Here is a 22,465-nt window from a genome sequence, read left to right as displayed (position 1 = left end):
CTCCCGCCGTCTCCCGGCGCCGGGAAAGGCGTACGCCCCCCACGCACCGGTGGGCCGCTTCCCCGCGTCGGGGAGAACGGCCCACCGATGGTGGTACGGGGGTCAGCCCGCGGTCACTCCTCGGACGAACCGGCCGACGCCTGCTCGGCTGCGACGGCCTTCTTCGTCGCCCGCTTCGCCGGCGCCTTCTTGGCCGTCGTCGTCTTCTTCGCGGTCGCCGCCTTCTTGGCCGGGGCCGCCTTCTTCACGGCCGCCGCCTTCTTGGCCGGGGCCGCCTTCTTCGCCGGAGCCTTCTTGGCGGTCTTGCGCGCCGCCGTCTTCTTGGCGGGCGCCGCCTCCTCGGCCGTGTCACCGGCTTCGGCGGCGGGCGCCTCGGCGACCTCGTCCCGCGCGGCGGGCGTACCCGTCACGACGACGATCTCGGCCTGCTCGGCGCCGGACGGCGAGCCCGCCGGGGCGGTCGCCTTCCGGGTCGCCCGGCGACGGGCCCGCGGCGCGGCCGGAGCCGCTTCCTCGGGTGCCTCGGCCGGGGTCTCGGCGAGGGGCGCGGGCGCCTCGACGACCGGGTCCTCGACGGCCACCGGCTCGGCGGTGGGCTCGACCGGGGCCAGCGGCTCCGCCGGGGCGGCCTGCTTCGGCGAGCCCGCCGGAGACGTCGCCTTACGGGTCGCCCTGCGGCGCGAACGGCCCTGGGGCGCGGCCTCGGGCTCGGCGGCCGCCGGAGTCTCCTCCACCGGCTCAACGACCGGCTCCGGCTCCACGACCTCGACCGGCTGCTCCTCGACGACCGGCGCCTGAGCGGCGACCGGTGCCTGAGCGGCACCCCGGGGGGTACCGGCCGGGGCCGACACCTTACGGGTCGCCCGACGACGCCCGCGGCCGCGCGAAGCCGCCGCCTCCGCCTCGGCGGGGCTGCTGTACAGCTCCTCGTCCGGGACGAACTCCGGCTCCGGCAGCGCCACCGGCTCGGCCACCTCGGCGGCGACCTCGGCCTCGGACTCGTGCTCGTCCTCGTGCGCCTGGTCGTCGTGCTGGTGGTCCTGCTCGTGACCGTGCTCGTGGCCCTGGTCCGCTCCACCGCGGCCGCGCTTCTTGGACCGCTTGCCGCCACCGCCGCCACCGGCGGTCGTCGGCTGCTCCATGTGCACGATGACGCCGCGCCCGTTGCAGTGGACGCAGGTCTCGGAGAACGACTCCAGCAGGCCCTGGCCGACCCGCTTACGGGTCATCTGGACGAGCCCCAGCGAAGTCACCTCGGCGACCTGGTGCTTCGTACGGTCGCGTCCCAGGCACTCCAGCAGGCGCCGGAGCACCAGGTCGCGGTTGGACTCCAGCACCATGTCGATGAAGTCCACGACGACGATGCCGCCGAGGTCGCGCAGCCGCAGCTGACGCACGATCTCCTCGGCCGCCTCCAGGTTGTTCTTGGTGACGGTCTCTTCGAGGTTGCCGCCCTGACCGGTGAACTTGCCGGTGTTGACGTCGACGACGACCATCGCCTCGGTCTTGTCGATGACCAGCGAACCGCCGCTCGGCAGGTAGACCTTGCGGTCCAGAGCCTTCATCAGCTGCTCGTCGATGCGGTACGTCGCGAAGATGTCGACCTCGGACGTCCAGCGCGACAGACGGTCCGTCAGGTCGGGGGCGACCTGCGAGACGTATCCGTGGATCGTCTCCCAGGCGTCGTTGCCGCTGACGATGACCTTGGAGAAGTCCTCGTTGAAGATGTCGCGGACGACCCGGACGGTCATGTCCGGCTCGCCGTAGAGCAGCGTCGGCGCGTTGGAGCTGCCGGTGTTGCGCGACTTCTGCTGGATCTCCTCCCACTGCCCCTGGAGACGCTCGACGTCACGGCGGAGCTCGTCCTCGCTCGCGCCCTCGGCGGCGGTGCGCACGATGACGCCCGCGTCCTCGGGAACGATCTTCTTGAGGATGGTCTTCAGCCGGGCGCGCTCGGTGTCCGGGAGCTTGCGGCTGATCCCGGTCATCGAGCCCTCGGGCACGTAGACGAGGTAGCGGCCGGGCAGGGAGACCTGGCTGGTCAGGCGGGCGCCCTTGTGGCCGATCGGGTCCTTCGTCACCTGGACGAGCACCGACTGGCCGGACTTGAGGGCGGTCTCGATGCGGCGCGGCCCGTGGGCCATGCCGAGCGCCTCGAAGTTGACCTCACCGGCGTACAGCACGGCGTTGCGGCCCTTGCCGATGTCGACGAACGCGGCCTCCATCGACGGCAGCACGTTCTGGACCTTGCCCAGGTAGACGTTGCCGACGTAGCTGGTGGCCTGCTCCTTGTTGACGTAGTGCTCCACGAGCACGTTGTCCTCGAGGACGCCGATCTGGGTGCGCTCGCCGCTCTGGCGGACGACCATGACGCGCTCGACGGCCTCGCGGCGGGCCAGGAACTCGGCCTCGGTGATGATCGGGACGCGGCGGCGGCCCTGCTCGCGGCCCTCGCGGCGGCGCTGCTTCTTCGCCTCCATACGGGTCGAGCCCTTGATGGACTGGACCTCGTCGAAGCCGGTGCCGGGCTCGCGCTCGGCCGTCTCACGGCTCCGGCGCTCGCGCGGCTCGCGGACCTTGACGACCGTACGCTCCGGGTCGTCGGAACCGCCGGAGCCGTGGGCTCCGTTGTCGGTGCCGTTGTCGGCCCCGTCACCGCTGCGACGGCGACGGCGACGGCGGCGACGGCTGCTGCTGGACCCGCCGGCGGCGGAGTCGTGGCGGTCGTCGTCGTTGTCGTCGTCGGCGTAGGCGTCGGTCTCGGACAGGGCCGGCTGCTGCTCGTCGGCGTGGTCGGCGGAGGTGTCGGACACCGCGGCGTGCTCGGTGTCGTAGCCCTCGTCACCGTCGCCCGCGTCTCCGCGACGGCGGCGGCGGCCACCGCGACGGCGGCGGCGCGACGGGCGGTCGCCGTACTCGGTGTCGTCGGCGGCCTCGTGCTCCGCCTCGGTCTCGGTCTCGGTCTCGGTCGCGTCCTCGGCCTCGGGCTCCGCCGCCGGCTCCGGCTCGACGGGTGCGGCGGTCTGCTCGGCCTCGGGGGCCTCGCCGCGACGCCGGCGACGGCGACGCGGGGTCTGCCCGGTGGGCTCGACGGGCGCGGGCGCCTCGACGGCCTGCGGCGCCTGGTCGACCTCGTCGGTCTCGTCTTCCGGCTCGACGTACGGAGGGGCTGCGGCAGCCGCGGCGGCAGCGGTCTCCGGGGTCTGGAACATGGGCTCGGAGAACACCGGAGCCTGGAAGACGGCCACGGCCGGGCGGGTCGCGCGACGTCCGCGGCGGACGGGCTCCTCGGTGGCGGTGAACTCAGGGCGGGAGGTGGGAGCGGGCTGGCGGGAGGTGGGAGCGGGCTGGCGGGAGGTGGGAGCGGGCTCGCGGGAGGTGGGAGCGGGCTCGCGGGAGGTGGGAGCGGGCTCGCGGGAGGTGGGAGCGACGGGCTGGCCTGCGGGGGCGGTGGCGCGGCGGCGCTGACGGCCGCGCGGCGCGGACTCCGCGACCTCCTCGGGCTCGGCGGCGAGCTCCTCGGCGACGGCCTCGGGCAGGGCCTCACCGACCGGCTCGGCGGGCTCGACGGGCGCGGCTGCCTGCGGCGCGCCGGCGGGCGAGGTGGCCTTGCGGGAGGCGCGGCGGCGCGGACGGGCGGGGGCGGCTTCGTCGACCGGCTCGGCCTGCTCCACGACGGCCTCGGCCACCGGAGCGGCCTCGGCCACGATCTCCTCGGGGGCCTCCTGCTCGGCGGCCTGCGGGGCACCCGCCGGGGCGGTCGCCTTACGGACCGCGCGACGACGGGCACGCGGCGCCGGAGCCTCGGCGGGCTCCTCGGCAACCGGCTCCTCGACCGGGGCGGCCTCCGTCACCGAGGTCTCCTCGGCGGCGGCCTTCGGCGCACCGGCCGGGGAGGTCGCCTTACGGACCGCACGACGGCGGCCACGCGGCGCTTCGGCCTGCTCCACGACGGCCTCGGCCGCCGGAGCGGCCTCGACCACGATCTCCTCGGGGGCCTCCTGCTCGGCGGCCTGCGGGGCACCCGCCGGGGCGGTCGCCTTACGGACCGCGCGACGACGGGCACGCGGCGCCGGAGCCTCGGCGGGCTCCTCGGTGGCCTGTTCCTCCACCGAGGCCGCCGGAGCGGCCGGAGCAACCACGACCTCGGCGGCCTCCGTCACCGGGGCCGCCTCGGCGGCGGCCTTCGGCGCACCGGCCGGGGAGGTCGCCTTACGGACCGCACGACGGCGCGGGCGGGCCGGAGCCGCCGCGTCGGGGGTCTCGTCCTGGACGTCGGCGGAGGGTGCCACGGCCTCGGCGGCCGGGGCCTCGTCCTGCGTCTTCGCGGCGCCCCCGGACGGCGGGCCCGCGGGGCGGGAAGCGGCGCGGCGCCTGCGGCGCGGCGGCAGCTTGTCCCCGGGGGTGTTGTCTTCGTCGTTGTTTCCGGTCGTGCCGGGTTCGGTCGACTCAAGCATGCGGGCGGTTCTCCCGTCGCGCTCCCGGGCGCCGCGCCTGATCCGGTCCGGCGGGGTTGTCGCGTGGTGCGCGACCCCGCCGTCCGGGGCGCGGGCGCCGCACGGGAGCTGATGTCTGGCTCGCCGGTTCCCTACGCGTGGTGCGTACGGCCTGGCGAAAGTCTTCTGGTCAGTGCGCGGCCCGACCCGGGTGAGTTCCTGAGCCGCGGGGCCGCGCTACAACGACCGCCTTACGCGGAACCCGAACCTTCAGGCGCCGTCGCGACACTCCCGGGGGCCGTCGCTGGGACGGCCGGGGGTGCGTCGCGGTCGGGCGCGAGCGGGTCGGTCACCGTGCCGGACTCCTCGTCGAAGAGCCCCTGCGCCAGCCTGGTCACCGCTACGGGGACCGGCGGCGCCAGGTCGGCCACAGCTCGGAGACCGGACAGGACGTCGTCGGGTCGTACGGCGGGTGTCATGTGCCGCACTACCAGGCGCAGTATCGCACAAGCGGTGTCCGCGGACCCATCGGGCCGTGGATCGAGGGCCTCCAGGCCGACCACGGCCTCGCGGGCGTCGAAGGTGCGCACACCGTTCTTCGCCCGGCGCTGGACCTCGACCGTCTCGGCGGCGAGGAAGGCGGCCACGGCCGCTTCGGCGTCCTGGAGGGTGACGCCGTCGAGGCGCATCTCCCAGACGGAGGCGGTCAGCCGGTCGGCGAGCCCGGAGGTCCGGGCTTCCACGGCGTCGGTGATGTCGAGGCCGTCCGGCAGGGATTCGTTGAGGAGGTCGCGCAGGAGCTGCGGGTCGCGGTGCTCGGTGAGCGCGATCTCCAGGAACTCGGCCTCGCTGCCGGTGCCGGTCGGAGCGGCGTTGGCGTACGAAACCTTGGGGTGCGGGGTGAAGCCCGCCGAGTAGGCCATGGGTACCTCGGAGCGGCGCAGGGCCCGCTCGAAGGCACGCTGGAAGTCTCGGTGGCTGGTGAACCGGAGGCGGCCGCGCTTGGTGTAGCGCAGTCGGATGCGCTGCACTGCCGGTGCGGGCGGCGGGCCTTCGGGCTGTCGCTTGCCCAGTGGTTCTTCTCCTCGGTGCGGGGCGGGCGCGGTGGCGCGCCGCCCACGAAGTACAGGTCGTCACGGGGGGCCGCTCCGGCTCACCCCCTCCGGCCTGTGGTTCCGCCGGGCGGGGAGATCTCGGGTGCGGGCGCCACGCCGTGCACGGGTGTCGCATGGTGCTCCTCACCCAGAGTACGCGCAGTAACCCTCCCGGGTCCGCCGACCTCCGGCTTCGCCGGTCCGCCGGTGAACGCGCGCCAGACGTCCCGCCGTGCTTGGCCCACGGCCTCGCGCGCCGTCCGCAGCGTGTCCCGCACCGCCCGCCCGGTCGCCGCGACGGCCTTCCGGGCGGGCTTCCACACCCAGTCCCGTACGACGTGCCCGACCGGTGTGCAGAGGGTGCGGTAGCACCAGGTCAACGGCGCGACGAGCAGCGTCCGCAAGAGCCACGCCACCGCACGCCCGATCGCGCGGCTGATCATGCCGGTGACCCGCCAGGCCACCACGAGCGCCGCCCCTGTCTCGCGCAGCACCGGGTGGAGGACGCGGGCCCAGAGCCAGGCGACGGGGACGACGAGCAGCGCCCGCAGGCACCACACCAGGCCGTACCCGAGTGCCCGGAACAGCCGGAGCGTGCCGCGTCCGAGCGGGCGCAGCACCGACCGCCAGAACCAGAGCGACGGCACCACCAGCAGGGTGCGCGCCAGCCGGGCGACGGCGAGGCCGAGTGGCGTGAGGACGTACCGCCGGAGGAAGACCAAGGGAATGACGAAGAGCGCGAGGCCGAGCCACCGCACCGCCCCGAGCAGCCCGTGCCCCAGCGGGGTCAGCAAGGAGCGGTAGAGGCTCCGCACTCCGTGCCCGACCGGGGTGAGCACCCAGCGGTACAGACGGACCAGCGGGACGACCACCAGGCAACGCCACGCCCAGGCCAGCGGGACCACCACCAGATACCGCCACGCCCAGGCCAGCGGGACGACCACCAGATACCGCCACACCCAAGCCACCGGACGCACCACCAGATGCGCCCACACCCAAGCCACCGGACGCACCACCAGATACGCCCACACCCAAGCCACCGGACGCACCACCAGATACGCCCACACCCAGGCCACCGGACGGGCGACCAGGTGCTGCCAGGCCCAGGCGGCGGCACGGCCCAGGGGCCGCAGCAGCACCCGGTGCAGGGCGCGCAGGGTGAGGACGAGCAGGTCCCAGGCCATCCGTACCGGCAGTACGACGAGAACCGCGACGATCCGGACCGGGACGCGTACGAACGCGACGAGGCAGCCGTCGCCCCGCTCGTACGTCACGGGCGCCTGGTGCCGGCCGTACTCCGGCCGCTGCCGCGGCACCCGGGCCGGCCGCTCCCGGCCGCCCGCCTTCTCGCTCTCCATGCGGTACATCATGCGGAAGACCCGCCCGGGGGGACTACCCCGGGCGGGTCTTCGGGACACGGTTGGTACGCCCCGCGTAGGCGCCGGTCACCGCACGCGCGGGTCACCGCACACGAGGGTTGCTTCCCACACGGATCACTTCACCACGGTGAGCGGCAGCAGCTTCTTGCCGGTGGGGCCGATCTGGATGTCCAGGTCGAGCTGCGGGCAGACGCCGCAGTCGAAGCAGGGGGTCCAGCGGCAGTCCTCGACCTCGGTCTCGTCGAGCGAGTCCTGCCAGTCCTCCCAGAGCCAGTCCTTGTCCAGGCCGGAGTCGAGGTGGTCCCAGGGCAGGACCTCCTCGTAGGTCCGCTCGCGGGTGGTGTACCAGTCGACGTCGAGACCGAAGCCGGGCAGCGTCTTCTCGGCGCAGGCCATCCAGCGGTCGTAGCTGAAGTGCTCGCGCCAGCCGTCGAAGCGGCCGCCGTCCTCGTACACCGCGCGGATGACGGAGCCGACGCGGCGGTCGCCGCGCGAGAGGAGTCCCTCGACGATGCCGGGCTTGCCGTCGTGGTAGCGGAATCCGATGGAGCGGCCGTACTTCTTGTCGCCCCGGATCTTGTCGCGGAGCTTCTTGAGCCGCGCGTCGGTGTCCTCGGCGCTCAGCTGCGGCGCCCACTGGAACGGGGTGTGGGGCTTGGGGACGAACCCGCCGATGGAGACGGTGCAGCGGATGTCGTTCTGACCGGACACCTCGCGGCCCTTGGCGATCACGTTGACCGCCATGTCGCCGATCTGGAGGACGTCCTCGTCGGTCTCGGTGGGCAGGCCGCACATGAAGTACAGCTTCACCTGGCGCCAGCCGTTGCCGTACGCGGTGGAGACCGTACGGATCAGGTCCTCCTCCGAGACCATCTTGTTGATGACCTTGCGCATGCGCTCGGAGCCGCCCTCGGGGGCGAAGGTGAGACCGGAACGGCGGCCGTTGCGGGTCAGCTCGTTGGCGAGGTCCACGTTGAACGCGTCGACGCGGGTGGACGGCAGGGAAAGGCCGACCTTGTCCTCGGTGTACCGGTCGGCGAGGCCCTTGGCGATCTCGCCGATCTCGGAGTGGTCGGCGGACGAGAGCGAGAGCAGGCCGACCTCCTCGAAGCCGGTCGCCTTCAGACCGCGGTCGACCATCTCGCCGATGCCGGTGATGCTTCGCTCCCGCACGGGGCGCGTGATCATGCCGGCCTGGCAGAAACGGCAGCCGCGGGTGCAGCCGCGGAAGATCTCGACGGACATCCGCTCGTGGACGGTCTCGGCGAGCGGGACCAGCGGCTGCTTCGGGTAGGGCCACTCGTCGAGGTCCATGACGGTGTGCTTGGACACACGCCACGGCACGCCCGACTTGTTGGGCACCACACGGGCGATACGGCCGTCCGGGAGGTACTCGACGTCGTAGAAGCGCGGGACGTAGACGCCGCCGGTACGGGCGAGGCGGAACAACACCTCGTCGCGGCCGCCGGGCCGGCCTTCGGCCTTCCAGGCGCGGACGATCTCGGTGATCTCCAGGACCGCCTGCTCACCGTCGCCGATGACCGCGCAGTCGATGAAGTCGGCGATGGGCTCGGGGTTGAACGCGGCGTGACCGCCCGCGAGCACGATCGGGTCGTCCATCGTGCGGTCCTTGGCCTCCAGCGGGATGCCCGCCAGGTCCAGGGCCGTGAGCATGTTGGTGTAGCCGAGCTCGGTGGAGAAGCTCAGCCCGAAGACGTCGAACGCGCCGACGGGCCGGTGGCTGTCCACCGTGAACTGCGGCACCTCGTGCTCGCGCATCAGCTCTTCGAGGTCCGGCCAGACGCTGTACGTGCGCTCGGCGAGGACCCCTTCGCGCTCGTTGAGCACCTCGTAGAGGATCATGACGCCCTGGTTGGGCAGACCGACCTCGTAGGCGTCGGGGTACATGAGCGCCCAGCGGACGTCGCATTCGTCCCACGGCTTGACGGTGGAGTTCAGCTCACCGCCGACGTACTGGATGGGCTTCTGCACATGCGGGAGCAGAGCTTCGAGCTGTGGGAAGACCGACTCGGCAGACATCTCGCGAACCTTCGTGAGCTGGCAGGGGTGACCATCCAGCGTACCCCGCCGCTCAGCTCTTCAGCGCCGCCCGCAACCGGGCCTCGGACGCCCGCGCCCACACGTGCGGCAGCCGGTGCTCCAGCCGGGCCGCCGCCGCCTCCTCCCGGCCGTACAGAAGTCCCCAGGTGAAAGCGGACTCACCGGCTCCGTGGGCGTGCACGGCCAGAGCGCGCAGGGCGTCCCGGGCGACCACCCCGTCCTGGTGGTCGCCGAGCAGGCTCTGGACCGCCTTGACCCGTTTGGCGAGCCGCTTGGCGGGCTTGCCCAGGACGGGGCGGGCGGCCTCGCCCGCGTACCGGGTGCGCTTGGCGGCCTTGCGGGCCTCGTGCATCGCCAGGTCGCGGCCGGGGCCCGGCGGCAGGTCAAGGGCGTGCTCGACGCGGGCGGTGAGCCGGTCGTGGTCCTTCAGCACCGCGCGGGTGAGGGTCCCGGCGGCGTCCTCGCCGGCCGCGGGCAGCAGGGGCGGGTCGGCGACCAGCGCGTCCAGGGTGCCGAGCAGCGCGAGATACCGCTCCCCGTCGAGCACCGCCAGGATGCGGCGGCGGGCCCCGGTGCGTTCGGCCGCTCCCCACCGCTCCAGCCGGCCGCGTACGGGTCCCAGCAGCAGGGCGGGTTCCACCTCGTCGACGCGCTGGAGCAGTCGCGCCTCCAGCACCTCGTGGTCCCGGCCGGTGCCCAGCTCGGCGGCGAGCCACTTCAGCTCCGCGCCGACCGGATCGGTGACGGTCCGGTCGAGGACCTTCCGGTACGTCTTGAAGGCGCTGCGCAGCCGCCGGGTGGCGACCCGCATCCGGTGCACCGCGTCGGGCAGGTCGCGGCGGACCGCGGGGTCGAGGGTGACGATCGTCCCGATCTGCCGGCGCACGTGGGCGAGGACCTGGCCGCCCGCGGTGTCCCCGGGCTCCTCGTCCCCCGTTTCCGGCGCCGTCCGCTCCCCCGGTGCCGTCTCGGCGAGCGCGCGGGCCACCTTGGAGCCGGAGGCCGAGGGCCTTACGCCGGCGGCCGCGAGCCGCTCCTCCACGGCGTCCAGGTAGTCGGGGTCGCCGTCGTCGGCGAGTTCGACCTCGATCTCGGTCCACCCGGTGGTGGCTCCGGCGCCGTCCTCGGCCAGCCGCTCCGCGAGGACGGTGTCGACGCTCAGCTCGGCGAGCAGCCTGCCCTCGGCGTCGGCGAGGTGGTGGACGTCCCGTGAGGAGAGCAGCCGGACGACCGGGACCACGGGCCGGTCGCGGACCCGGGAGCGGATCAGCTCCGCGAGCTCGTCGGGCAGCGTGGCGGAGAGCGGCGCGCGGATCTCGTCGCGTACGCCGGGGGCGACGGGGAACTTCACGTGCCAGCCCTCCTCGTCGCCGCCGGTCCTGCGGCGCAGGGTGACGGAGCCGGCCGCCAGCCGGAAGTCGTCGGTGTCGTAGTAGACGGCGTCGAGTTCCACGACCCCGCGTGGCACGGACGCGGCCGTTCCGGCCACCCCGGTGAGGTCGGGCAGCCTGATTTCGGGAGCCGCTTCGTACTTCCGCTCGATCTCGCGCTTCACGTCGGCCATGGTTCCGAATCTAAGGGTTGTCCCGCCATGAGGTGCGCGTCGCGGGTGCTAGGCCGTCATCGGCCGCTGCACCCTGATCGACTGGAGCAGCCCGATCGCCACCCAGACGGCGAACATCGACGACCCTCCGTACGAGACGAAGGGCAGCGGCAGACCGGCGACCGGCATGATGCCGAGGGTCATCCCGATGTTCTCGAACGCCTGGAAGGCGAACCAGGCGATGATCCCGGCGGCCACGATCGTGCCGTAGAGCTCGGTGGTCTCACGGGCGATGCGGCAGGCGCGCCAGAGGACGACGCCGAGGAGCACGATGATCAGCCCGGCTCCCGCGAAGCCGAGTTCCTCGCCCGCGACCGTGAAGACGAAGTCGGTCTGCTGCTCGGGGACGAACTGGCCGGTGGTCTGCGTGCCGTGGAAGAGCCCGGTGCCGGTGAGGCCGCCGGAACCGATGGCGATGCGCGCCTGGTTGGTGTTGTATCCGACGCCCGCCGGGTCCAGGGCCGGGTTGGCGAAGGCCGCGAACCGGGCGATCTGGTAGTCGTCCAGGAGCCCGAGCTGCCAGACGGAGACCGCGCCGAGGGCGCCCGCGCCGAGGAGGCCGAAGACCCAGCGGTTGGAGGCGCCGGAGGCGAGGAGCACGCCGAGGACGATGAAGACCATCACCATGACCGAGCCCAGGTCGGGCATCAGCATGACGATGCCCATCGGTACCGCCGCCACCCCGAGCGCCTTGGCGACGGTGCGGTGGTCGGGGTGGAGCTGGTCGCCCGCGTCGACGCGGGAGGCGAGCAGCATCGCCATGCCCAGGATGATGGTGATCTTGGTGAACTCGGAGGGCTGGAGCGAGAAGCCGCCACCGATGATGATCCAGGCGTGCGCGCCGTTGACGGTGGCGCCGAGCGGGCTGAGGACCGCCAGCACCAGGACGACGGAGAGCCCGTAGAGGATCGGTACGGCTCCGCGCAGGGTGCGGTGGCCGAGCCAGATCGTGCCGATCATCAGGCCGAAGCCGATGCCGGTGTTGAGGGCGTGGCGGAAGAGGAAGTAGTACGGGTCGCCGTGGGTGAGGGAGTCGCGGCCCCGGGTCGCCGAGTAGACGAGCAGGGACCCGATGAAGGAGAGTGCGAGCGCGGAACCGAGCAGGGGCCAGTCGAGCCGCCGCACGACGGAGTCGCGTGCGGTGAGCCAGGCCCAGGAGGACCGCTCGGGGCCGTACCCGGAGACGGAGAAGCCGCCGGCCATCAGTCCCGCCTCCCGAGCGTCGCGGCGAGCGCCTGCTGCCCCTCGCCGAGGGGCTTGTCGGCGTCGGGGTCGTAAGGCTTGACCTTCGGGGCGTTGATCGTCCCATCGGGCTGGATCTTCGGGAGGGTCTTCTGCGGCGTGGGCAGCAGCGCCTTCTTGAGGTCCTGCTTGCCTTCCGCGTCCAGGCCGTAGAGGGCGTTGTAGATGTTGCGCACGGCGGGGCCGGAGGCGCCGGAGCCGGTACCACCCTGGGAGATCGTCATGACGATCGAGTAGTCCTTGGTGTAGGTGGCGAACCATGAGGTCGTCTGCTTGCCGTAGACCTCGGCGGTACCCGTCTTGGCGTGCATCGGGATCTTGTCCTGGGGCCAGCCGCCGAACCGCCAGGCGGCGCTGCCCCGGGTCGCGACACCCGCGAGGGCTTCGTCTATGTCGTCGCGCGTGGACCCGGTGAAGGGCAGCTTGCCGTGCGGGACGGGCTTGATCTCCTGGACGGTCTTGCCGTCGCCGCTGACGATCGCCTTGCCGACGGTGGGGTCGTAGAGGGTGCCGCCGTTGGAGATCGCGGCGTAGATGGTGGCCATCTGGATCGGGGTGACGAGGGTGTCGCCCTGGCCGATCGAGTAGTTGACGGAGTCACCGGCGCGCATCTTGTCGCCTTCGAGGCAGTTCTCGTACTCGATCTGCTGGGCGTACGTGCCGTCCTTCTTGCCGTCCTTGCACCAGAAGGCCTTGTTGGCCTTGAAGAAGCTCTCCTTCCACTGGCGGTCGGGGACACGGCCGGTGACCTCGTTGGGGAGGTCGATGCCGGTCTCCTTGCCGAGGCCGAACTGGTGCGCGGTCTTGTAGAACCAGTCGCCGGGGTTCTTCTTCGGGTTGGTGCCGCCGTCCTTCAGCCACTCCTTGTGCGCGATGCCGTAGTAGACGGTGTCGCAGGAGACCTCCAGGGCGCGGCCGATGGTGATGGAGCCGTACCCCTGCGACTCGAAGTTCTTGAAGGTCTGGCCGCCGATGGAGTACGAGCTCGGGCACGGGTAGTTGCCGTCGAACGGGTACCCGGCGTTGACGGCGGCCGTGGAGGAGACGACCTTGAAGATGGAGCCGGGGGCCGCCTGGCCCTGGATCGCGCGGTTCAGCAGCGGGTAGTTGGACTTCTTGGTGGTGAGCTTGTCGTAGTCCTTGGCCGAGATGCCGCCGACCCACGCGTTGGGGTCGTAGTCCGGCAGCGAGGCCATCGCGACGACCCGACCGGTCTTGGCCTCCATCACGACGACGGCGCCGGAGTCGGCCTTGTAGTTCTCGTTGGTGTTCTTGTCGAACTCCTTGCGGGCCGTCTTCATCGCCTTGTCGAGCTCGTACTCGGCGACGGACTGGACGCGGGCGTCTATCGAGGTGACGACGGACGCGCCGGGCTCGGCCGGGTCGTTCGCGGCCTGCCCGATGACCCGGCCGAGGTTGTCGACCTCGTATCGGGTGACACCGGCCTTGCCGCGCAGCTCCCGGTCGTACGTGCGCTCCAGGCCGGAGCGGCCCACCTGGTCGGAGCGGAGGTACGGCGACTCGGTGTCCTGGGCCTTGGTGATCTCCTCGTCGGTGACCGGGGAGAGGTAGCCGAGGACCTGGGCGGTGTTGGCGCCGCCGGGGGCCGCGTACCGGCGTACGGCGGTGGGTTCGGCGGTGATGCCGGGGAAGTCCTCGGCGCGCTCGCGGATCTGGAGCGCCTGCTGGGTGGTGGCCTCGTCGGTGACCGGGATCGGCTGGTAGGGCGAGCCGTTCCAGCAGGGCTGGGGGGTCTTCGCGTCGCAGAGCCGGACCTTGTCCTTGACGTCCTTCGGCTTCATGTCGAGGACGGCCGCGAGGCGGGTGAGGACGGCGTCCCCGTCGTCCTCCATCTTCAGCAGCTCGGTGCGGCTGGCGGAGACGACGAGGCGGGTCTCGTTGTCGGCCAGCGGCACACCGCGCGCGTCGAGGATGGCGCCCCGGACGGCGGGCTGGACGACCTGCTGGACGTGGTTGTTCTTGGCCTCGTCGGTGTACTCCTGGCCGTTGCGGATCTGGAGGTACCAGAGCCGGCCGCCGAGCGTCAGGAGGAGGGAGAAGACGAGGATCTGGATGACGACGAGGCGGATCTGGACGCGCTGGGTCCGGCCGGTCTCGGGGATGTTGCTCACGGTGCGCCCCCGTCGGTGGTGCTCGGGTGCTGGTCCGGCCTCACAGTCGCTTGACCCCCTTGATCCTTCCCGCGCGCGCGGCGCGATTGCGGGCGGCCCGGACCCGGAGTCCGCCGCGCTGGTTGCCGATCGTCAGGCCGGTGCCCGAGGAGAGCCAGCCGGCGGAGACGTCGCCGCCGGCCGACTCGGAGACCGGGTCGTTCTCGGTGCGTCTGGCGAGCCCCATGATCAGCGGTACGACGAACGGCGCGAGCAGCAGGTCGTACACGGTGGCCGTGAACACCAGGCTGGTGAGGCCGACGTGCCGGGCCGCGGTGTCACCGACCAGGGCGCCCACGAGCGCGTACAGCAGGGTGGTGCCGACGGCCGCCACGACGACGAACGCCATCGGGCCGAAAGCCGACTTGAGCTGCCCGTTCTCCGGCCGGACCAGCCCCGCGAGGTAGCCGATGACGCAGAGCACCAGGGCGTAGCGCCCGGCGGCGTGGTCGGCGGGCGGGGCCAGGTCGGCGAGCAGACCCGCGCCGAAGCCGATCAGCGCCCCGCTGACGTGGCCGTACACGAAGGCGAGTCCGAGGACGGTGAGCAGCAGCAGGTCGGGGACGGCTCCGGGGAGCTGGAGTCTGGCGAGTACGGAGACCTGGACCACGAGGGCGATCACGACGAGGGCGACGGAGAGCAGCGTCCGGTTCAAGCGCATGGGATCAGCCCTACTCCTGGTCGTCTGCCTGGCCGTCTGGGTCGGCGGCAGCGTCTGTATCGGCGTCGGTGTTCGCGTCGGCGTCGGTGGCGGGCAGCGTGGCGACGTCGGTGGCACCGGCTGCCTGGCCCGAGGCCGTCGCGCCGGGCGTCTGGTGGATGTTGCCGACGACCTTGCCGTTGCCGTCGACGAGGTCGCCGTTGGGCTGGACGGTCACGGTGACGGTGGGGGTGGGCTTCGGCTTGGCCGGCTTGGCGGGCTTCTTCGGCAGGACCGCGTCGCGCGGGTCCGTGCGCGGGGCCTGGACGACGATGCCGACGATGTCGAGCTTGGTGAAGCCGACGAACGGCTTGACGTAGACGGTACGGGTGAGATCGCCGCCGGACGGGTCGACGCGGACGACCTCGCCGACCGGGACGCCGGGCACGAACGGCTTGTCCTTGCTGGAGCCGAAGGTGACGAGCCGGTCTCCCTCGGCCACCTTCGCCTTGCCGTTGAGGAACTGCACCGAGAGCGGGCTGTTGCCCTGGCCGGTGGCGAAGCCGAGTTCGTCGGTCGCCTCCATCCGGGTCCCGACGGTGAAGTCCGGGTCGTTGGCGAGGAGTACGGTCGCCGTGTTCGGGCCGACGGTGGTGACGCGGCCGACGAGTCCCTCGCCGTTGAGGACGGTCATGTCGCGGGCGACGCCGTCCTTGGAGCCCGCGTCGATGGTGATCGTCCAGGAGAAGCCCTGGGCCGCTCCTATGGCGATGACCTGGGCGCCCTTGATGCCGTACTGGCCGGCGTCGGCGTTCTTCAGGATGGCGTCGAGCTGGCGGACCCGGCTGTTGGTGCGGGCGTCGCTGCCGAGCTCCGTCTTGAGCGCCGCGTTCTCCTTCTCCAGGGCCGCGATCCGGTCGTGCCGGTCGCCGGAGTCCCGGACGGCGCCGATGGCGTTGCCCACCGGGTCCACCGCCGCCGCCACACCGTTCTCGACGGGTCCGAAGACCGTCGCGGCGGCCTGCCTGGCGCCGTCCACCGGCGAGTCCTCGCCGCCGCGGATGTCCACCGTGATCAGTGCGAACGCGATGACGATCAGCAGCACCAGGAGCAGCCGGCTCTCTCGTGTGTCCCTCACGTGCGGCGGCCGTGCCTTCCTCGTAGGAATGTTCGTGCCTGTATATCAACGATCTGCCGTACGGGGCGGCAGCGCCCGCACGGCAGACCGAAGGTGTGTCAAGGGAAGGGGCCGGCCCCGGCTACCGCCGGGGCTGCGCGTCCAGGACCTGCTGGAGCGCCTCGAACTCCTCGACGCACTTGCCCGATCCGAGCGCCACCGAGTCCAGCGGGTCCTCGGCGATGTGGATCGGCATGCCCGTCTCGCGGCGCAGCCGCTCGTCCAGCCCGCGCAGCAGCGCGCCACCGCCGGTGAGGACGATGCCGCGGTCCATCACGTCGCCGGAGAGCTCGGGCGGGCACTTGTCGAGCGTGGTCTTCACGGCGTCGACGATCGCGTTGACCGGCTCCTCGATGGCCTTGCGGACCTCGGCGGCCGAGATGACGACCGTCTTGGGCAGTCCGGAGACGAGGTCACGCCCGCGGATCTCGGTGTGCTCGTCCTTGTCCATGTCGTACGCGGAACCGATCGTGATCTTGATCTGTTCGGCGGTGCGCTCACCGAGGAGGAGGGAGTACTCCTTCTTGATGTGCTGGATGATCGCGTTGTCCAGTTCGTCGCCGGCGACCCGGATCGACTGGGCAGTGACGATTCCGCCGAGGGAGATCACCGCGACCTCGGTGGTGCCGCCGCCGATGTCGACGACCATGTTGCCGGTGGCCTCGTGGACGGGGAGGCCGGAGCCGATGGCCGCCGCCATGGGCTCCTCGATGATGTGCACCTGGCGGGCACCTGCCTGCGTCGACGCCTCGATGACGGCGCGGCGCTCGACCCCCGTGATGCCGGAGGGCACGCAGACGACGACCCGCGGGCGGGCCAGGTAGCGACGCTTGTGGATCTTGAGGATGAAGTAGCGGAGCATCCGCTCGGTGATCTCGAAGTCGGCGATGACGCCGTCCTTCAGCGGCCGCACGGCAACGATGTTGCCCGGCGTACGGCCGATCATCTTCTTGGCCTCGGAGCCGACCGCGAGGATGCCGCCGGTGTTGGTGTTGATGGCCACGACGGACGGCTCGTTCAGGACGATGCCGCGCCCCCTGACGTACACCAGCGTGTTGGCAGTCCCGAGGTCGATAGCCATGTCACGACCGATGAACGACATTGATTCCCCTTGTTCCCCATGAGGATGCGGCGGTGCCTTCCCGAAGAAAGCATGATGGCTGGATCTGGTCGGCGAATCCGGCGCGCTGCGGGTGTGGAAGCTTCCATCGTAGTGCCGGGTGCACGGACACAGCGCGAGGGGCATTCGCCTTACCGGGTGGAACGGCTACGCGCTCCACCTATGGTGACGTTACGTCGGTGGGATGCGTTCCCGCGATCGGACCACGTATACCGAAGGGCGACCGAATTAATTCGGTCGCCCCGGGTCAGCAGCGCTGTTTGGCCGATCAACCGTCAGGACAGACCCGGAAAGAAAAGCTTCAGCTCCCGCTCCGCGGACTCCTCGGAGTCCGAGGCGTGGATGAGGTTCTCGCGGGTGATCGTCCCGAAGTCGCCGCGGACGGAACCGGGCGCGGCGGCGATCGGGTCGGTCGGGCCGGCCAGGGCGCGGACGCCCTCGATGACCCGCTCGCCCTCGGCGACCAGGGCCACGACGGGACCGGAGGCCATGAACTCCACGAGCGGCTCGTAGAACGGGCGGCCCCGGTGCTCGCCGTAGTGGGCTTCCAGCGTGTCCCCGTCGAGCGTGCGCATCTCCAGGGCGGTGATCCGCCAGCCCGCCTTGCGCTCGATGCGGCCGACGATCTCACCGATCAGCCCACGCCGGACCGCGTCCGGCTTGAGGAGAACGAGGGTGCGCTGGGTCATGTGGAGCGGCTCCTTGCGAGTGACGGGGTGCGGGAGAGCGAGATTACAGGGGCCGGCCCGAGCGCCGACGGGTGGGGTTGCGCCGCGTCGGGCCCGGGGTGGCGCAGGACTGCCCCGCGGGTCAGCCGGCCGCCGGAGCGGTCCGGGAGGCGGCCTCCATGGCCGCCCATCGGGCCTTCGCCTCGTCGATCTTCCGGCCGTAGTGCACCGACGCCCACCACAGGGCGGCGAAGGCGACGCCGAGGAAGTACATCACCGGCACGAAGACACCGCTCACCACGAGCGCGATCTGCAGCGCCCAGCCCAGCGCGACACCGCCGGGCCGGCCGAGCATGCCGCAGAGCAGGACGGAGAGCAGCATGCCGATGCCGCACACGGTCCAGACGGTCGCGGTCGTCAGGTCGTCGGACTTCATCGCGACGAGTCCGGCGAAGCCGATCACGAAGAACTCGCCGATCAGCGTCGACGCGCAGAGCGTACGCACAGGGTCAGCCCCTTCCCAGAAGCAGCCGGGCCTCGCCGACCGTGATCACGGAACCGGTCACCAGCACGCCGGCGCCCGCGTATTCGTCCTCTTCCTCGGCGAGGGTGATCGCCGCTTCCAGCGCGTCGTCGAGCCGGGGCTCCACCTGGACGCGCTCGTCGCCGAAGACCTCGACGGCGACGGCGGCCAGGGCGTCCGCGTCCATCGCCCGGGCGCTGGAGTTCTGGGTGACGACGATCTCGGCGAAGATCGGCTCGAAGGCTTCGAGGAGTCCGCGCACGTCCTTGTCGTCGCTGGCGCCGACGACACCGATGAGCCGGGAGAAGCTGAAGGCCTCGGTCAGACCCTCGGCGGAGGCACGGGCGCCGGCCGGGTTGTGGGCGGCGTCCAGGACGACGGTCGGGCTGGAGCGGACGACTTCCAGGCGGCCGGGCGAGCGGACCGAGGCGAAGGCCGTGCGGATCGCGTCGATGTCGAGCGAGCGGGTCTGCTCACCGCCGATACCGAAGAACGCCTCCACCGCGGCGAGCGCCACCGCGGCGTTGTGCGCCTGGTGGGCGCCGTACAGCGGGAGGAAGACGTCGGTGTACTCGGAGGCCGGGCCACCGAGTCCGCGCAGTGTCAGCAGCTGGCCGCCGACCGCGATCTCGCGGGAGACGACTCCGAACTCCATGCCCTCGCGGGCCACCGTCGCGTCGACCTCGACGGCCTTCTTGAGCATCACCTGGGCGGCGTCCACCGGCTGCTGGGCCAGTACGACCGTCGCGCCCTGCTTGATGATCCCGGACTTCTCCCCGGCGATCTCGGCGGGCGTGTTGCCGAGCCGGTCGGTGTGGTCGAGCGAGATGGGGGTGACGACGGCGACGCTCGCGTCGATCACGTTGGTGGCGTCCCAGGTGCCGCCCATGCCGACCTCGACCACGGCGACGTCGACCGGCGCGTCGGCGAAGGCCGCGTACGCCATGCCCGTCAGCACCTCGAAGAAGGAGAGGCGGTACGGCTGCTGGGCGTCGACCATCTCGACGTACGGCTTGATGTCCTGGTACGTCTCGACGAACCGCTCGGGGGCGATCGGGGAACCGTCCAGGCTGATCCGCTCGGTGATCGACTGCACGTGCGGCGAGGTGTAGCGGCCGGTGCGCAGGTCGAAGGCGTTGAGCAGGGCCTCGATCATGCGGGCCGTGCTGGTCTTGCCGTTCGTCCCGGTGATGTGGATGGAGGGGTACGCGCGCTGGGGCTCGCCGAGCACGTCCATCAGGGCGGCGATCCGGGTGACGGAGGGTTCGAGCTTGGTCTCACCCCAGCGGCCGGCCAGCTCCTGCTCCACGGCGCGCAGCGCCTTGGCGGTCTCGGGGTCCGCGGGCATGGCCGGGGGCGCGTCCGACACGGGCGGCCCGGACTGGGTGCGCAGGGTGCGGCTCCCGGCCTCGATCACCGCCAGGTCGGGGTCGCGCTGGGTTGCTTCGTCCACGATCTCCGCGAAGGTGTCGTCGGACTCTGACGCGTCGTGCCGGTCTGAAGGGCGGGGCTCACTCACGGGGCCCAGTCTACGGATCGCCGCGGACATCGCGCGCAGCGCCCGTGGCGGGCCGCCTGGGACGGGAACGGCGAGGCCCCCGCACCGGGAACGGCGAGGCCCCCGCACCCCTTGGTCGTCAGGGGTACGGGGGCCTCGCCCGGGTCAATCAGCCCTGCGGCAGGTTCGCCAGCTGGGCGGTGATCCGCTCGATGTCGGCGTTCGCCTTGGCGAGCCGGGCGTGGATCTTCCCGACCACGTTGTCCGGCGCCTTGGCGAGGAAGGCCTCGTTGCCGAGCTTGCCCTCGGCCTGGGCCTTCTCCTTCCCGGCGGCGCCCAGGTCCTTCGTGAGGCGCTTGCGCTCGGCCTCGACGTCGATGGTCCCGGACAGGTCGAGGGCGACCTGCGCACCGGCCACCGGCAGGGTGGCGGTGGCGTGGAAGCCCTCCTCGGCCGGCTGGAGACGGAGCAGCTGGCGGATGGCCGCCTCGTGCGGGGCGAGCGCCGTGCCGGTCAGGGTCAGCCGGGCCGGGACCTTCTGGCCGGCCTTGAGACCCTGGTCGCCCTTGAAGCGGCGGACCTCGGTGACGACCTGCTGGACCAGCTCGATCTCGGCCTCGGCCGCCTCGTCGCGGAAGCCGGAGTCCTTCGGCCAGTCGGCGACGACGACGGACTCGCCACCGGTGAGGGTGGTCCAGAGCGTCTCGGTGACGAACGGCACGATCGGGTGGAGCAGCCGCAGCGTCACGTCGAGGACCTCGCCGAGGACCCGGCCGGAGACCTTGGCCTGCTCGCCGCCGGCGAAGAACGTGGTCTTCGACAGCTCGACGTACCAGTCGAAGACCTCGTCCCACGCGAAGTGGTAGAGGGCGTCGCTGAGCTTGGCGAACTGGAAGTCGTCGTAGAACGCGTCGGCGGCGGAGACCGTCTTGTTCAGGCGCGACAGGATCCACCGGTCGGTGGCCGAGAGCTGCTCGACCGGCGGGAGGTCTCCCTCCACGGTCGCGCCGTTCATCATCGCGAAGCGGGTGGCGTTCCAGATCTTGTTGGCGAAGTTCCGGGACGCCTGGACCCAGTCCTCGCCGATCGGGACGTCGGTGCCCGGGTTGGCGCCCCTGGCGAGGGTGAAGCGGACGGCGTCGGAGCCGTACGTGTCCATCCAGTCGAGCGGGTCGACGACGTTGCCGAAGGACTTCGACATCTTCTTGCCGCGCTCGTCGCGGACGAGGCCGGTGAGGGCGATCGTCTTGAACGGGACCTCCCCGTCCATGACGTACAGGCCGAACATCATCATCCGGGCGACCCAGAAGAAGATGATGTCGTGGCCGGTGACGAGGACGTCGGTCGGATAGAACTTCTTGAGGTCCGGCGTCTTCTCCGGCCAGCCCAGCGTGGAGAACGGCCACAGGCCGGAGGAGAACCAGGTGTCCAGGACGTCGGTGTCCTGGGTCCATCCCTCGCCCGTGGGCGGCTGCTCGTCGGGGCCGACGCAGACGACCTGACCCTCGGGGCCGTACCAGACGGGGATGCGGTGGCCCCACCAGAGCTGGCGCGAGATGCACCAGTCGCGGAGGTTGTCGACCCAGTCGAAGTACCGCTTCTCCATGTCCTTGGGGTGGATCGCGACCCGGCCGTCGCGGACCGCGTCACCGGCGTCCTTGGCGAGGGTCTCGACCTTGACCCACCACTGGAGGGAGAGCCGGGGCTCGACCGTCGTACGGCAGCGGGAGCAGTGTCCGACGGAGTGGACGTACGGACGCTTCTCGGCCACGATGCGGCCCTGCTCGCGCAGCGCGCCGACGATGGCGGACCGGGCCTCGAAACGGTCGAGGCCCTCGAACGGACCGGGGACGGTGATGACGCCCCGCTCGTCCATGACGGTCAGCGACTCCAGACCGTGGCGCTGGCCGATCGCGAAGTCGTTCGGGTCGTGCGCCGGGGTCACCTTGACGGCGCCCGTGCCGAACTCCGGGTCGACGTGCGTGTCGGCGACGACGGGGATCGTGCGGTCGGTGAGCGGAAGCTTGATCCGCTTGCCGACGAGGTGCGCGTAGCGCTCGTCGTCCGGGTGGACGGCGACCGCGGTGTCGCCGAGCATCGTCTCGGCGCGGGTGGTGGCGACGACCAGCGTCTCCTCGCCCTCGCCGTACTGGAGGGAGACGAGCTCGCCGTCGTCGTCCTGGTAGTCGACCTCGATGTCCGAGATGGCCGTCAGACAGCGCGGGCACCAGTTGATGATGCGCTCGGCGCGGTAGATCAGCTCGTCGTCGTACATCTTCTTGAAGACGGTCTGGACGGCGGCCGAGAGGCCCTCGTCCATGGTGAAACGCTCGCGGGACCAGTCGACTCCGTCGCCGAGACGGCGCATCTGGCCGAGGATCTTGCCGCCGTACTCTTCCTTCCACTGCCAGACGCGCTCGACGAACTCCTCGCGCCCCAGGTCGTGGCGGGACTTGCCCTCCTCGCCGAGCTGCTGCTCGACCTTGTTCTGGGTGGCGATGCCCGCGTGGTCCATGCCCGGCAGCCACAGGGCCTCGAAGCCCTGCATCCGCTTGCGGCGGGTCAGGGCGTCCATCAGCGTGTGCTGGAAGGCGTGGCCGAGGTGCAGGGAGCCCGTGACGTTCGGCGGCGGGATGACGATGGTGTACGGGGGCTTGTCGCTCGTGGCGTCCGCCGTGAAGTAACCGCGCTCCACCCAGCGCTCGTACAGCTCCCCCTCTACCTCGGCCGGCGCGTACTGGGTCGGCAGTTCGGGGTTGCTGGCTGGCGCATGCGATGAGTTCTCGGTCACGGGAGACAGTTTAGGGCCGTCACAGTCCTGCTCCGAAACCGGTTTGTTCAGTAACGGTGTGC

At 71.6% G+C, this 22,465-nt stretch carries 14 protein-coding genes; all 14 read right to left on the bottom strand.

All coding sequences use genetic code 11. The features are described from left to right. Positions 1–113 precede the first annotated feature (113 nt). Positions 114–4,457 carry an Rne/Rng family ribonuclease gene (locus tag OHT52_RS20830; RefSeq protein WP_328721693.1) on the bottom strand — a complete coding sequence of 1,448 codons (4,344 nt, stop codon included), beginning with the start codon at positions 4,455–4,457 and terminating at the stop codon, positions 114–116. A gap of 230 nt (positions 4,458–4,687) precedes the next feature. Next, positions 4,688–5,467 carry a TIGR03936 family radical SAM-associated protein gene (locus OHT52_RS20825; protein ID WP_328721692.1) on the bottom strand — a complete coding sequence of 260 codons (780 nt, stop codon included), beginning with the start codon at positions 5,465–5,467 and terminating at the stop codon, positions 4,688–4,690. Positions 5,468–5,589: 122 nt separating this feature from the next. Then, positions 5,590–6,888: a hypothetical protein gene (locus OHT52_RS20820; RefSeq protein WP_328721691.1), complete on the bottom strand. Its 1,299-nt coding sequence runs from the start codon at positions 6,886–6,888 to the stop codon at positions 5,590–5,592. Positions 6,889–7,023: 135 nt separating this feature from the next. Beyond that, entirely contained in the window at positions 7,024–8,949 is a 1,926-nt protein-coding gene (locus tag OHT52_RS20815) for a TIGR03960 family B12-binding radical SAM protein (protein WP_328721690.1), read from the bottom strand. Between the two features lie 52 nt (positions 8,950–9,001). Then, a complete protein-coding gene (locus OHT52_RS20810; protein ID WP_328721689.1) occupies positions 9,002–10,534 on the bottom strand; it encodes a CYTH and CHAD domain-containing protein in 1,533 nt (510 codons plus the stop codon). Between the two features lie 48 nt (positions 10,535–10,582). Then, positions 10,583–11,776: a rod shape-determining protein RodA gene (rodA, locus tag OHT52_RS20805; protein WP_328721688.1), complete on the bottom strand. Its 1,194-nt coding sequence runs from the start codon at positions 11,774–11,776 to the stop codon at positions 10,583–10,585. Next, on the bottom strand, positions 11,776–13,947 hold the full coding sequence (gene mrdA, locus OHT52_RS20800; protein ID WP_328721687.1) for a penicillin-binding protein 2: 2,172 nt from the start codon (positions 13,945–13,947) through the stop codon (positions 11,776–11,778). The genes rodA and mrdA overlap by 1 nt, the downstream gene beginning before the upstream one ends. A gap of 40 nt (positions 13,948–13,987) precedes the next feature. Continuing rightward, the gene (gene mreD, locus OHT52_RS20795) at positions 13,988–14,647 is read right to left on the bottom strand and encodes a rod shape-determining protein MreD (RefSeq protein WP_328721686.1); all 660 of its coding nucleotides are present in this window, start codon (positions 14,645–14,647) and stop codon (positions 13,988–13,990) included. Between the two features lie 10 nt (positions 14,648–14,657). After that, positions 14,658–15,764: a rod shape-determining protein MreC gene (gene mreC / locus OHT52_RS20790; RefSeq protein ID WP_328721685.1), complete on the bottom strand. Its 1,107-nt coding sequence runs from the start codon at positions 15,762–15,764 to the stop codon at positions 14,658–14,660. Between the two features lie 121 nt (positions 15,765–15,885). After that, the gene (locus OHT52_RS20785) at positions 15,886–16,905 is read right to left on the bottom strand and encodes a rod shape-determining protein (protein ID WP_124268240.1); all 1,020 of its coding nucleotides are present in this window, start codon (positions 16,903–16,905) and stop codon (positions 15,886–15,888) included. 293 nt (positions 16,906–17,198) lie between these two features. Beyond that, complete coding sequence (gene ndk / locus OHT52_RS20780; RefSeq protein WP_328721684.1) at positions 17,199–17,612, bottom strand: nucleoside-diphosphate kinase; 414 nt, start codon at positions 17,610–17,612, stop codon at positions 17,199–17,201. A 121-nt stretch (positions 17,613–17,733) separates the two neighbouring features. Then, complete coding sequence (locus OHT52_RS20775; protein ID WP_328721683.1) at positions 17,734–18,096, bottom strand: DUF4233 domain-containing protein; 363 nt, start codon at positions 18,094–18,096, stop codon at positions 17,734–17,736. 4 nt (positions 18,097–18,100) lie between these two features. Next, complete coding sequence (gene folC / locus OHT52_RS20770) at positions 18,101–19,633, bottom strand: bifunctional tetrahydrofolate synthase/dihydrofolate synthase (protein WP_328721681.1); 1,533 nt, start codon at positions 19,631–19,633, stop codon at positions 18,101–18,103. 148 nt (positions 19,634–19,781) lie between these two features. After that, positions 19,782–22,403: a valine--tRNA ligase gene (locus OHT52_RS20765; protein ID WP_328721680.1), complete on the bottom strand. Its 2,622-nt coding sequence runs from the start codon at positions 22,401–22,403 to the stop codon at positions 19,782–19,784. Positions 22,404–22,465 lie beyond the last annotated feature (62 nt).

It is taken from the genome of Streptomyces sp. NBC_00247 (assembly GCF_036188265.1).
Lineage (GTDB): Bacteria > Actinomycetota > Actinomycetes > Streptomycetales > Streptomycetaceae > Streptomyces.
The sequence above is the reverse complement of the archived record's forward strand: the minus strand, read 5'-3'. Positions and strand labels throughout refer to the sequence as shown.

Coding starts and splice junctions, on each gene's coding strand:
- OHT52_RS20830 (WP_328721693.1), bottom strand. CDS start 4,457: ATGCTTGAGTCGACCGAACCCGGCACGACCGGAAACAACGACGAAGAC.
- OHT52_RS20820 (WP_328721691.1), bottom strand. CDS start 6,888: ATGGAGAGCGAGAAGGCGGGCGGCCGGGAGCGGCCGGCCCGGGTGCCG.
- OHT52_RS20815 (WP_328721690.1), bottom strand. CDS start 8,949: ATGTCTGCCGAGTCGGTCTTCCCACAGCTCGAAGCTCTGCTCCCGCAT.
- OHT52_RS20810 (WP_328721689.1), bottom strand. CDS start 10,534: ATGGCCGACGTGAAGCGCGAGATCGAGCGGAAGTACGAAGCGGCTCCC.
- rodA (WP_328721688.1), bottom strand. CDS start 11,776: ATGGCCGGCGGCTTCTCCGTCTCCGGGTACGGCCCCGAGCGGTCCTCC.
- mreD (WP_328721686.1), bottom strand. CDS start 14,647: ATGCGCTTGAACCGGACGCTGCTCTCCGTCGCCCTCGTCGTGATCGCC.
- OHT52_RS20785 (WP_124268240.1), bottom strand. CDS start 16,905: ATGTCGTTCATCGGTCGTGACATGGCTATCGACCTCGGGACTGCCAAC.
- ndk (WP_328721684.1), bottom strand. CDS start 17,612: ATGACCCAGCGCACCCTCGTTCTCCTCAAGCCGGACGCGGTCCGGCGT.